The following is an 11568-nucleotide window of genomic DNA, read 5'->3' on the forward strand; positions in this document are numbered from 1 at the left end:
TGCTCAGTCGCTGACCTCCAGGCGGAATTTCTGCCGGGCCAGGTAGTCCTGCTCGTTCTGCAGGTCGGCCAGCGTCAGCGGTCGCTCGTCAAGCCAGCCCTTGGGAAACTCCACGGTAAGCCGCTGCTCCCCCGGGTACAGCCGGATATCCGGCGGCGCTTCCTGGTTGCGCGGATGCTGGATCAGTACCGCCAGGCGCAGCAGGACGCACAGATAGCGCAGGCGGGGAATATCCTCCGGGTCGGCGCTTTCGAAGATTGCCGGCGCGAACTTGCGCCGGTGGCCGCGCACCAGCGTGGCCAGGTCCCGCTGGAACTGCTGCGAAAAACCGGGCAGGTCGGAGTAGCGCAGCAGGTAGGCGCCGTGCTTGTGGTACTGGCTGTGGGAGATGGTCAACCCGATTTCATGCAGCCGGCAGGCCCAGCGCAGGACGTCCTCGTCGTGGGGGGTGCGCAGTGCCCAGGCATCGGCGACCTGCTCCCAGGCGGCCAGTGCGGTGTCTTCCACCGCCCGGCCGTGCTGCTGATCGACATGGTAACGCTCCTGCAGGGCCTGGATGGTCCGTTCCCGCACATCTTCGTGCTGAATGCGACCGGCGATGTCGTAGAGCAGTCCCTCCCGTAGCGCGCCGTCGGCATAGGTCATGCTTTCAATGCCGAGGGATTCAAAGGCTCCCATCAGGATGGCAAAGCCGGCCGGGAAAATGTTGTGGCGGTCGGCGCGGACCCCGATTTCCGAAAGCCGGTCGGTGCGGCCCATGTCCACCAGCCGGCGACGCAGTTCACGCATGCCGTCGAGGGTCAGGGTGCCGTCGGAAATTTTCAGGTGGGCCATGACATTGGCAATCGCCTTGATCGAGCCCGAGGAGCCGGCCGTGCTCTGCCAGCCGAGCTGGCGATAGCGGTTACGAATGCTCAGCAGTTCCTGCTCGGCATGGGTGACTGCCTTTTCCATCTGGCGCCGGGTAATCCGGTCTTCCGGGAAATAGCGGTTGCGGAACGACACGCAGCCCATGTGGAGGCTTTCCAGTTCCAGGGGTTCAAAGCGTTCACCGATAATGAATTCGGTACTGCCGCCGCCGATATCGATGACCAGCCGGCGTCCGGCATCGTCGGACAGGGTGTGGGATACGCCGAGGTATATCAGGCGGGCCTCTTCTCGGCCGGCAATGATTTCCACCGGGTAGCCCAGGACTTCCTCGGCGCGGGCCCGGAACTGATCGGCGTTGCGGGCGACCCGCAAGGCATTGGTGCCGACAATCTGGACAGCTTCAGCAGGCATATTGCTGATCCGCTGGGCAAAGCGCCCGAGGCAGGCGAGAGCCCGCTGCTGGGCTTCTTCGGTGAGGCGGTTGTAGCTGTCGAGCCCGGCGCCGAGCTGGACCTTTTCGCCCATTTTTTCCAGGGTGCGGATTTCGCCATGGACTAGTCGGGCAACAACCATGTGGAAGCTGTTGGAGCCCATGTCGATTGCTGCCAGCAATTCCGGTGGGGTGGCGGTGGATGGAGCCGTCACGTGCTTGAAATCCTCTTTGCCAGGCAGTATGGAACCACGGGCGTAGCAGCACCCGGATGCGCGGACAGGCGTCACTTGAAGCCTGCGGGTACTATAAGCGAAACCGCGCGGGGCTGTCAGTAACCGATTCCCCCCATGCCACCGGGAGCGGATACCCCGATCGCAGTAAGCGCTTCACATCGGGCTGATCAATCGCGTAAAGTAACGCGTATCACTGATCACGGTGACCGGGCGACGCTGCCCCGGAAGACCCCTTCAGTCGCTTTCAAGTCAATCGCATAAGGCCGGGGTCCGCCCTTGCCGACGTGCCTGAATCAGGAAATTGCAATGAGCGGAAATATCGTAAATGTTACCGATGCATCCTTCGAGCAGGATGTACTGCAGTCAGACGTCCCGGTTCTGGTGGATTACTGGGCCGAGTGGTGCGGTCCCTGCAAGATGATCGCCCCGGTACTGGAAGAGATTGCCGACGAATACGAAGGCAAGCTGAAGATCTGCAAGCTGAACATTGACGAAAACGAGCAGACTCCGCCCAAGTTCAATATTCGCGGTATCCCGACCCTGATGCTGTTCAAGAACGGCAATGTGGATGCCACCAAGGTTGGTGCCCTGTCCAAGTCCCAGCTGGCAGCCTTCCTCGACAGCAACCTCTGATTGCTGTCAGTAGATACCGAAGCCCTCGCCCAGGATTTGACATTCACGGGCGACGGGCTTGCGGGGAGCTTACTCCCAGGTCCGTGACTGCTCCAGGTCGGATGATTTCTGTTCCACCCAATGCTCGCCGTCAGTGGTGATTTCCTTCTTCCAGAACGGCGCCGAGGTCTTCAGAGCATCCATAATGTACTGGCAGGCCGCAAACGCATCTCCACGGTGGGCGCTGCACACGCCGACAAAGACAATCTGGTCACTCAGCAGCAACTCTCCCACCCGGTGAATCACCCGCGCCTTGCGGACGTCCCAGCGTCGCGACGCTTCCTCCACCAACTGGCTAATGACCTGTTCAGTCATGCCCGGGTAGTGTTCCAGAAATAGCCCGCGGACCCCCTCCAGGTCGCCACTGTCACGCACCAGCCCGGTAAAGGTCACAATCGCCCCGGTACCCGCACCACTGTCCCGCAGCGCTGCGTACTCTGCCCCGGAATCAAAGTCCTGCTGCTGGATACTGATCATTTCAGCCCCCTGTCACCGGCGGAAAAAAGGCCACTTCGTCACCACCGCTGAGTACCGTACCCGGCTTCGCCATAGCCTGGTTGACGGCAATCATCACCGGTTGATCCCCGCAAAGTTGCGCCCAGGCGCCGCCCCGTGTGGCCAGTTCGGCAAGCAGTGTGCCGGCCGTCATCCCGGGCGTCACCGGCAGGATCAGGCTGTCGGTGTCCAGTTCTTCCCGCAAGCGGGCAAAGAACCGCACAGTGACCGCTTGTTGATGGGATTCGGTCATGGTCATTTCCCCAGCAATTCTGTGAACGAGTAATAGGTGATGATATCACCGGGAGTTATCGTGGTGTGCTCGGGAACCACCGCGAAGCCGTCAGCCCAGCACGCTGAACTTAGTACCCCGGAGCTCTGGTTGGGGAAGGCCTCGACGACCAAGCCCTGGTCAGTCAGGGTCTTGCGGGCGCGGACAAATTCGCGTCGCATGGAGGACTGCGGCACGGCAAAGTCTGCCGGTAACTGCTCACCGTAGATGGTGGAGCGGGTGTCGCCCTGACAGAAGCGGATGTAGGGGGCGCCCACCACCAGGAAAGTGACCAGCACGGAAACGGGGTTGCCCGGCAGCCCCAGCACCGGCGTGTCGCCAATGCGACCGAACGCGAGCGGCTTGCCCGGTTTGATGGCCAGGCGCCACAGCGATAGCCCGCCGGAGTCTTCCAGGACTGCGCGGATGTGGTCTTCTTCACCTACCGACACGCCACCGCTGGTAATGATCAGGTCGGCGACGCCGGCGGCCCGTTCCAGGGTGGCGGCTGTGGCGCTACGGGTATCTTCCACGGTTTCGCACAGCACTACCTCACAGCCTGTCCGTTCGAGCAGGCCCAGCAGGGTGAAGCGGTTGGAGTTGTAGATCTGTCCCGGAGTCAGTGACTTGCCGGGGTCAACCAGCTCGTCTCCGGTGGTCAGCACAGCCACCCGAAACCGGCGAAGCACCGGGACCCTGGCGACACCCATGGAGGCCAGCAGGCCCATTTCCTGGGGTCGGATCGGGGTACCGCGGGGGATGGCGAGGTCACCGGTTGCCAGGTCCTGGCCGCGGCGGCGGATGTTCTGGCCGGCGCTGACGTCGACAGGAATCCGGATGCCGTCATCCAGCAGTTCGATACGCTCCTGCATGACCACGGCATCGGCGCCGGCCGGAATTTCCGAGCCGGTGAAGATGCGCACGGCGGTGCCGGGCACAATGGCCTTCGGGGCCTGGCCAGCCGGAACCCTGGCGGACACCGGCAGAACCGGATCGCCGCTGAGGTCAGCACAGCGTACCGCGTAACCGTCCACCGCGCTGTTGTCCGCCGGCGGCACATCCGCCGGCACCGTATGGTCGGTTGCGAGGATTCTTCCGAGGCTCTGAGCCAGGTCCACCGTTTCCGTTTCGGTCACCGGGCGGGCCCGCTCCAGCAAGTGGGCGAGGGCGTCCTCTACCGGGGTGAGTGGCGTGCCGGTCATCAGTGCTGCGCCCTCTCTCCGATAACTTCATCAAGCCGCGCCATCGGCCGGTCCGGTTTGCGCAGCACCAGTGCCGAGAAGTTGCAGGGGCCGTGGGTGCTGTCCAGCTGGGCGCGCAGGATGCCGTTCCAGCCGGTCCGGCAGGCGCCGGTGGAACCGGGCAGGCAGAAGATGACGGTGTGATTGGCGAGTCCGCCAAAGGCCCGTGACTGAATCGTCGACGTACCGATTTCGCTGGCAGACAAGCGGCGGAATTCCTCGCCAAAGCCGTCGATGGCCTTGTCGAACAGGGGGGCAACCGCCTCGGGGGTGCTGTCACGTTCGTGGAAACCGGTGCCGCCGGTAATGATCACGACATGGACCTCCGGGTCGGCGATCCAGCGCGACATGATGGCACGCACCAGGTACACATCGTCCGGCAGGATGCGCCGGGCGACCAGCTGGTGGCCGGCTTCGATAACGCTGTCTTCAAGGAACTGGCCGGAGGTATCCTGGTCTGGGCCACGGGTGTCCGAGACGGTGAGGACCGCGATGTTGAGGGACTTGAGTTCGCCGGTTGGGTGGCTGCTCATAGGGATGCGACTCCGTATGGAAAATGTCAGTGTTGAGCTCAGTATACGTCTCAGTATCCGTATCGGAACGGCTTAAGGGAAGGGGGTAACCCATCAGAGGGAGGCCGGGGCGACACTTCCGCCCCCTGGCGCCTGTGGTGTCAGCCTTTGTAGGCGGGGCAGTGACATTTGTGGCACAGCTGGCGCAAAATTGCGCAGTAGCACTTGACAGGGGCGGTACTCGTGGCCGATGATCCGTCGTGCCTGGCGAACGATTGTTCCTCCTGTCTCTGGCTAACGTACTTTTCCGGACTCCATCTACACCGGTTGCTCCATCCGGCCAGCACCTGAGTTCAGCGTGTTTTTGACCAATTCGTTCAGGGGCACCCCTGTCATCTCAATATCCGTTTACTTCCATTCCTGAAAAACCAAACAACCTATGAATCTTACTGAACTCAAGCAGAAATCCGTACCCGAACTGCTCGACATCGCGCAGGAAATGGGGCTCGATAACCTGGCTCGTTCGCGTAAACAGGATGTCATCTTCTCGATCCTGAAGAAGCATGCTAAAAGCGGCGAAGACATTTATGGCGACGGCGTATTGGAAATTCTGCAGGACGGTTTCGGCTTTCTGCGTTCCGCCGATGCCTCTTACCTGGCCGGCCCTGACGATATCTATGTGTCACCGAGCCAGATCCGCCGGTTCAACCTGCGTACCGGGGATACCATTTCCGGCAAGATCCGGCCGCCGAAAGATGGCGAGCGCTACTTTGCGCTGTTGAAAGTTAACGAGATCAACTTCGACAAGCCGGAAAACGCCCGTAACAAGATCCTGTTCGAGAACCTGACGCCGCTGTTCCCGGAAGAGCGCCTGACGCTCGAGGCCGGTAACGGCAGTACTGAAGACCTGTCGTCCCGGGTACTCGACCTGGTGGCGCCGATCGGCAAGGGCCAGCGTGGTCTGATCGTATCGCCGCCCAAGGCCGGTAAGACCCTGCTGATGCAGACCATCGCCCAGTCCATTACCCGCAACAATCCGGAGTGCCACGTGATGGTGCTGCTGATTGACGAGCGTCCGGAAGAAGTGACCGAGATGCAGCGTACCGTGCGGGGCGAGGTTATTGCCTCCACCTTTGACGAGCCGCCGGCCCGTCACGTCCAGGTGGCCGAGATGGTGATCGAGAAGGCCAAGCGCCTGGTCGAACACAAGAAAGACGTGGTGATCCTGCTGGATTCCATCACCCGTCTGGCCCGTGCCTACAACACGGTTATCCCGTCATCCGGTAAGGTCCTGACCGGTGGTGTGGACGCCCATGCCCTGGAGAAGCCCAAGCGGTTCTTCGGCGCGGCCCGTAACGTGGAGGAAGGCGGCAGTCTGACCATCCTCGCGACTGCCCTGGTGGATACCGGTTCCAAGATGGACGAGGTGATCTACGAGGAGTTCAAGGGTACCGGTAACATGGAAGTGCATCTGGATCGCAAGATTGCCGAGAAGCGCATCTACCCGGCCATGAACATTCGTCGCTCGGGCACCCGCCGTGAAGACTTGCTGATGACCGAAGCTGACATCCAGCGCGTATGGATCCTCCGCAAGCTGTTGCACTCCATGGACGACGACACCGCGGCCATCGAGTTCCTGCTGGACAAGCTGAAAGAAACCAAGACCAACGACGAGTTCTTCCAGTCCATGAAACGCCGTTGATCCTGGATTTTCTCATGGGGGCAGTGCTCCCATGCCCGAAGAACGAGGTGCGGGACAGGTTACCAAAACAGTCAGGAAAACAACGTTTTCCGTTTTGGTAACCTGTCCCGCACCTCGTTCCGCCGCCAGGCAAGAACCGGATACGTCCAAGAACGAACATCCTCCGTAGTACCCCAGGCAGCAAACGGAGCATCCAATGAAATACAGCGACCTGAGAGACTTCATTGCCCAACTGGAAAAGCTGGGTGAGCTCAAGCGTATAAGTGTTGAAGTCGACCCCCACCTGGAAATGACCGAAATCTGTGACCGTACCCTGCGGGCGGGTGGTCCGGCGTTACTGTTCGAAAACCCGAAAGGCTACGACATGCCGGTGCTGGCCAACCTGTTCGGAACGCCGAAGCGGGTCGCGCTGGGAATGGGGCAGAGCGACGTCAGCGCATTGCGGGAGATCGGCAAGTTGCTGGCGTTTCTCAAGGAGCCGGATCCCCCCAAGGGCTTCAAGGACGCCATCGAAAAGCTGCCGCTGTTCCGCCAGGTGATGCGGATGAGCCCGAAAGTACTGCGCACCGCGCCCTGCCAGGAGGTGGTGATCGAAAAGGATCAGGTGGACCTGTACCAGATTCCGGTTCAGCATTGCTGGCCCGGCGATGCCGGTCCGCTGGTGACCTGGCCACTGGTGATTACCCGGGGTCCCCACAAAGAACGCCAGAACCTGGGCATTTACCGACAGCAGGTCATCGGTCGTAACCGTCTGATCATGCGCTGGCTCAGTCACCGTGGGGGCGCGCTGGATTACCTGGAGTTCCGCAAGGCCAACCCGCAAAAACCCTATCCGGTGGCGGTGGCGCTCGGGGCCGACCCGGCGACCATTCTCGGGGCGGTGACACCGGTGCCGGATACCCTGTCCGAGTACGCCTTTGCCGGCCTGTTGCGGGGTGCCCGTACCGAGCTGGTCAAGGCCGGACTCAGTGACCTGCAGGTGCCGGCCAGTGCTGAGATCGTGCTGGAAGGCTTTATCTACCCGGATGACCTGGCTCCGGAAGGCCCGTTCGGCGATCACACCGGGTACTACAACGAAGTGGACGAGTTCCCGGTGTTTACCGTGGAGCGAATTACCCACCGTCGCGACCCGATCTACCACAGCACCTACACCGGTCGTCCGCCGGATGAGCCGGCCATTCTCGGGGTGGCGCTGAACGAAGTGTTCATTCCCATCCTGCAGAAGCAGTTCCCGGAGATCGTGGATTTCTACCTGCCGCCGGAGGGTTGCTCCTACCGGCTGGCGGTGGTGACCATGAAGAAACAGTACCCCGGCCATGCCAAGCGCGTGATGATGGGAGTATGGTCCTTCCTGCGCCAGTTCATGTACACCAAGTTTGTGATTGTCACCGACGATGACGTTAACGCCCGCAGCTGGGAAGACGTGATCTGGGCGATCACCACCCGTATGGATCCGGCGCGGGATACCACCCTGGTGGAAAGCACACCGATCGATTACCTGGACTTTGCCTCCCCGGTTTCCGGCCTGGGGTCGAAAATGGGGATGGATGCCACCAACAAGTGGCCGGGAGAGACCGATCGGGAATGGGGGACGCCGATTGTCATGTCCGAGGACGTCCGCCAGCGGGTAGATGACCTCTGGGACTCCCTGGGCATTGATGTTGCGGCGGAGCCGCGGCGCTGACATGACCGATAAGCCCTGTCGGGTGGTTCTGCAGCCCTCCGGATTGACGTATAGTGCCGGCCCCGGTACCGACCTGCTCAGTGCCGCTGCCGGCGCCGGTATCGAGGTGCCGGCAGCCTGTCGCAACGGGGTGTGTGAAATCTGCGAAGCGCGGCTGCTGGCCGGGCCGGCGCTGAACACCCGCAACCAACAGCATATTCCGGTTTCCGGGCGACTCATGCTTTGTCGCACCTTCGCCCTCGGGAACCTTGAACTGGAGATGACCGCCGTTATGGCCGCCGGAGAAAATCAGCCCCGCAAGTTTCAGGCAAAGGTGGTGGACGTGCGTTCCATCAGCCACGACGTGTACCGGGTGGAGCTGCAGTTGCCGCGCCGCCGGGAACTGTCGTTCCATGCCGGTCAGTACCTGTCCGTCAATCTTCCGGACAGCGACCCCTGCTATTTCTCCATTGCCAGCAGTCCGTCCTGCCCGACCATCGAGCTGCACATCCAGGCATCGCCGGACTGGCTGTCGGCCCAGAACGTGATCGATGCCCTGACCTCCGGCCGGGATGTCACAATCGAGTTGCCCTTTGGCAAGGCGTGCCTGGCGGCCGCACCGGAGGAGCCGCTGGTGCTGGTGGCAGCTGGTACCGGATTCGCGCAGATGAAGAGCCTGGTGGATTACCTGCGGGAAACCTCCTATGGCCAGCCAGTGCGATTGTATTGGGGGGTAAGGCGCCATGAAGATATGTATCTCCGCGCGCTGGCCCAGCAATGGGCACACGAGTGGCCACAGTTAACCTTCCTGCCGGTGGTCGGCGATGACGAGGATAACGACTGGAGTGGTCACCATGACCAGCTGGTGCGGGCAGTACTGGCTTCCGGCATGGACTGGCAGCGTGTCCGGGTGATGGCGAGTGGCTCTCCAGTCATGGTGTATACCCTGCTGGATGCCTTGCTTGAGGCAGGGCTGCCGCAGTCGGCGTTCTTCTCCGATGTCCTGGAATACGCGCCGCGGGATTGAAGGTCCGCCGACGAAAAAGGGGCAGCCTCCTGGTCGGATTCTGCCCCTTTTTTTGCCGGTGCTGCGGCGGTATTGTCCCGACGGCCCCGATCAGGCCCTCGGCATTGGCAGGTCCGGCAGGCCGCTGTCCTTCACCAGGCCCTGCATCAGCAGTCTGGCACTGGCTTCCTCCTCGCCCATATGAGCATTGAGGCGGCTCAGTTCCGCCATCGTCTCCCGGCTGCGGCGCAGCCGCAGGCTGGTTTCGAAATATTCCCGCGCCTTTCCCCAGAGCTCGTTACGCAGGCTCAGGCGCCCCAGGGCCAGCAACAATTCGGCATTGTTGGGGCGATCCTTGAGCCACTGTTCAGCCGTCAGCAGCTGCTCATCGGGTTTCAGTCCCTTGACCCGGCCGTACAGGTTGATGAGCTCGTCGCTCCAGTGATTACGCAGCACTTTGCGCAGCAGGGTTTCCGCCTGGGCCTCGTCGCCCAGCTCGGCAAGTAGCCGGGCATAATCGCGAATGGTGTATTCGTCCCGACGCATGCTGCCGGGTAACTGATCCCACAGGCTGGTCAGGGGTTCGAGGGATGCGCTGGTTTCGGTCGACTGGCGTTTGCAGTCGTCCGCGGCTTTCTGCAGCAGGTTGTGCCAGGTTGTGCGCTCCAGTTCGGCGGCCTCGCCCTGATCGATGAGGTCGCGCTTGCGTAGCTCCGGCAATAGTCGGGACAACTCGCGCCAGTCCTCCAGCCGCAGGTAGGTATTCTTCAGGAGCTTGAGCACGAAGGGGTGGTGAGGTGCCTGTTTGCGCAGGCGAATCAGTGTGGCCAGGGCCTGTTCCAGGCGGTTACCGGCCAGTTGCAGCTGGGCCTGGGTGATGCCCACCGCCATATCCGAGCCGGGGGTACTTTCGAAAGCCCTGCGCAGCAGGGTATCCACCGCCTCGTGATCACCAGACTCGAACGCGGCCTGGGCGGCGGCGAGGTAGTTGATCAGCGGGGTATCGGCATGGCCAGCGGACGCCTCAAGCAACTTGCGGGCCCTTGGCCAATTACCCTCGGCGAGGGCAAGCAGACCCTGGGTAGTGCGGCGGCGGGCGCGGCGTTCGTTGCCCCGGGCCAGCCAGCCGGTGACAAACCCGGTGCTGCGGCCCAGGCGGCGGATCAGCGCCACGGTAACCAGGATCAGGGCGACCAGCGCCGCAAGCACGAACAGGCCGACCCAGAAGTTGGTTTCGACCAGGTAGTTGCCGAGACTGATCCTGATATAGCCGAGGTCATATTGCAGGCCAAGGCTCAGGGCGGTGCCGATGAGCAGGGCAACCAGGACAATCAGCAATAACCGGATCATGAGGCGTCCCCTTCACCGGAGGCGGCGGCCTCGCCATTACCCAGGCGGCCGGCCAGCCGGGCCTTGAGCAGTGACAGGGAGCGGCTGATGTCTGGCAGCTCCGGGTCAACATTGCGGGTGGCCAGTTCGGTAAGGGTCCGGGCCAGGGCCACGATGCGCTGGTCGCTGCGGTCATACCATTGTCCCAGCGCCGTTGCTGCCTTGCCGAGGGCGCGCTCGAACAACGGCTGGTTGCCGCGCAAGACCGCCATTTCCGCTTCTTCCAGCATCAGCTGGAGGTTGAGGCGGGCGTAGGCACTCTGGTCCGGCGACAACAGCGGTTTCACCGGCTCGTCCAGTCGCCGCACCACGATCACGTTGCCGAGGGTGGTTTTGAGCTGGTACCAGGCCTTGGCCAGCATGCCCTGGTCGCCAATGGGCTCCGCTTCGTCGCCGCTGCCGGTAAAGGCCGGGGCGCGGTCGTGGATCAGTGCGTCGTCGGTGAGCTGGTTCACGCTGTCGATGGCGGCTTCCAGGGTCAGGTAAAGCCCGGTCCGGTCAACGCCGGCAATGCCTTTCAGGGCAAGCACTTCTTTCGCCAGTTGCTGGCGGACCGCATAGACGCCCACGTCATCCGACTCCAACAGCACGCTGTCGGCTTCCTGCAAGGCAGCGAGTGCGCCACGAATGTCTTTTTCCACCAGCAGGCGCTGGTTGGCAATGCGCAGCAGGAACTCGGCCTCGGCCAGCAGCCAGTCGGTGCGGGTCCGGTTGCCGGCCTCCAGTAACTGTTGGGCGTTATGGTCGATCTGGCGCTGCTGGGTGGCCAGCAGTTCCCGCTGCTCGCCGAGGCGGGTCTCCAGGGCAACGAGCCGGTCAGCGCGCTCACTGCCACTCTGGCCAAAATCCTGTTGCAGCTGACGGGTGTTGTTTTCGACGTTGGCCAGCTGCTGGCTGAGCAGCTGCTGGGTCTGCCATTGCTGCCAGTTCCAGAGGGCGAGGCCAATGGCGAGGATCAGGGCGAGTAACGCAACCAGCCATACGGGCCACAGTTTCTGCCGGGCTGGCGGCGGGGTTTCAAGCGGGGCGGGCAGTTGCGCGTTTGTCTCAGTCACAGGCTTCCTTACTTGGCTGTCAGTGG

The 11568-nt window shown here is 62.3% G+C and carries 11 protein-coding genes; 4 read left to right on the forward strand and 7 right to left on the reverse strand.

What is annotated here, in order from left to right:
- Window positions 1-3: 3 nt before the first annotated feature.
- Window positions 4-1515: an exopolyphosphatase gene (gene ppx / locus CLH61_RS12610; RefSeq protein ID WP_265734790.1), complete on the reverse strand. Its 1512-nt coding sequence runs from the start codon at window positions 1513-1515 to the stop codon at window positions 4-6.
- A gap of 327 nt (window positions 1516-1842) precedes the next feature.
- Here ppx and trxA point away from each other — a divergent pair, with 327 nt between their 5' ends.
- Window positions 1843-2169, forward strand: coding sequence for a thioredoxin TrxA (gene trxA / locus CLH61_RS12615; RefSeq protein WP_099615108.1), 327 nt, complete (start codon window positions 1843-1845; stop codon window positions 2167-2169).
- A gap of 69 nt (window positions 2170-2238) precedes the next feature.
- Here trxA and CLH61_RS12620 read toward each other — a convergent pair whose 3' ends face one another.
- From CLH61_RS12620 to moaB, 4 genes are read right to left on the reverse strand one after another with little or no spacing between them, the layout of a single operon-like run.
- Window positions 2239-2685, reverse strand: coding sequence for a molybdenum cofactor biosynthesis protein MoaE (locus CLH61_RS12620; protein WP_099615109.1), 447 nt, complete (start codon window positions 2683-2685; stop codon window positions 2239-2241).
- 1 nt (window position 2686) lies between these two features.
- Complete coding sequence (locus tag CLH61_RS12625) at window positions 2687-2956, reverse strand: MoaD/ThiS family protein (protein WP_099615225.1); 270 nt, start codon at window positions 2954-2956, stop codon at window positions 2687-2689.
- Window positions 2957-2958: 2 nt separating this feature from the next.
- On the reverse strand, window positions 2959-4176 hold the full coding sequence (locus tag CLH61_RS12630) for a molybdopterin molybdotransferase MoeA (protein ID WP_099615110.1): 1218 nt from the start codon (window positions 4174-4176) through the stop codon (window positions 2959-2961).
- Window positions 4176-4748, reverse strand: coding sequence for a molybdenum cofactor biosynthesis protein B (gene moaB / locus CLH61_RS12635; protein WP_099615111.1), 573 nt, complete (start codon window positions 4746-4748; stop codon window positions 4176-4178). Before moaB ends, CLH61_RS12630 begins: the two co-directional genes overlap by 1 nt.
- 418 nt (window positions 4749-5166) lie before the next feature.
- Here moaB and rho point away from each other — a divergent pair, with 418 nt between their 5' ends.
- From rho to CLH61_RS12650, 3 genes are all read left to right on the forward strand, one after another.
- The gene (gene rho, locus CLH61_RS12640; protein ID WP_099615112.1) at window positions 5167-6429 is read left to right on the forward strand and encodes a transcription termination factor Rho; all 1263 of its coding nucleotides are present in this window, start codon (window positions 5167-5169) and stop codon (window positions 6427-6429) included.
- Window positions 6430-6625: 196 nt separating this feature from the next.
- On the forward strand, window positions 6626-8113 hold the full coding sequence (ubiD, locus tag CLH61_RS12645; protein ID WP_099615113.1) for a 4-hydroxy-3-polyprenylbenzoate decarboxylase: 1488 nt from the start codon (window positions 6626-6628) through the stop codon (window positions 8111-8113).
- Window position 8114: 1 nt separating this feature from the next.
- Window positions 8115-9119, forward strand: coding sequence for a 2Fe-2S iron-sulfur cluster-binding protein (locus CLH61_RS12650; RefSeq protein WP_099615114.1), 1005 nt, complete (start codon window positions 8115-8117; stop codon window positions 9117-9119).
- A 90-nt stretch (window positions 9120-9209) separates the two neighbouring features.
- On the opposite strand, the gene CLH61_RS12655 is transcribed toward CLH61_RS12650, so the two are convergent.
- Window positions 9210-10448: a heme biosynthesis HemY N-terminal domain-containing protein gene (locus CLH61_RS12655; RefSeq protein ID WP_099615115.1), complete on the reverse strand. Its 1239-nt coding sequence runs from the start codon at window positions 10446-10448 to the stop codon at window positions 9210-9212.
- Window positions 10445-11542 (reverse strand): uroporphyrinogen-III C-methyltransferase, encoded by a 1098-nt coding sequence (locus tag CLH61_RS12660; protein ID WP_099615116.1) that lies wholly within the window; start codon window positions 11540-11542, stop codon window positions 10445-10447. Before CLH61_RS12660 ends, CLH61_RS12655 begins: the two co-directional genes overlap by 4 nt.
- Window positions 11543-11568: the final 26 nt, after the last annotated feature.

The sequence above is a fragment of the Marinobacter profundi genome (assembly GCF_002744715.1).
GTDB classification, from domain to species: domain Bacteria; phylum Pseudomonadota; class Gammaproteobacteria; order Pseudomonadales; family Oleiphilaceae; genus Marinobacter; species Marinobacter profundi.

Excerpts from the sequence above, each read along its gene's own strand:
- trxA (WP_099615108.1), top strand. The coding sequence starts at position 1,843 with ATGAGCGGAAATATCGTAAATGTTACCGATGCATCCTTCGAGCAGGAT.
- CLH61_RS12620 (WP_099615109.1), bottom strand. The coding sequence starts at position 2,685 with ATGATCAGTATCCAGCAGCAGGACTTTGATTCCGGGGCAGAGTACGCA.
- CLH61_RS12625 (WP_099615225.1), bottom strand. The coding sequence starts at position 2,956 with ATGACCGAATCCCATCAACAAGCGGTCACTGTGCGGTTCTTTGCCCGC.
- CLH61_RS12630 (WP_099615110.1), bottom strand. The coding sequence starts at position 4,176 with ATGACCGGCACGCCACTCACCCCGGTAGAGGACGCCCTCGCCCACTTG.
- moaB (WP_099615111.1), bottom strand. The coding sequence starts at position 4,748 with ATGAGCAGCCACCCAACCGGCGAACTCAAGTCCCTCAACATCGCGGTC.
- rho (WP_099615112.1), top strand. The coding sequence starts at position 5,167 with ATGAATCTTACTGAACTCAAGCAGAAATCCGTACCCGAACTGCTCGAC.
- ubiD (WP_099615113.1), top strand. The coding sequence starts at position 6,626 with ATGAAATACAGCGACCTGAGAGACTTCATTGCCCAACTGGAAAAGCTG.
- CLH61_RS12650 (WP_099615114.1), top strand. The coding sequence starts at position 8,115 with ATGACCGATAAGCCCTGTCGGGTGGTTCTGCAGCCCTCCGGATTGACG.
- CLH61_RS12655 (WP_099615115.1), bottom strand. The coding sequence starts at position 10,448 with ATGATCCGGTTATTGCTGATTGTCCTGGTTGCCCTGCTCATCGGCACC.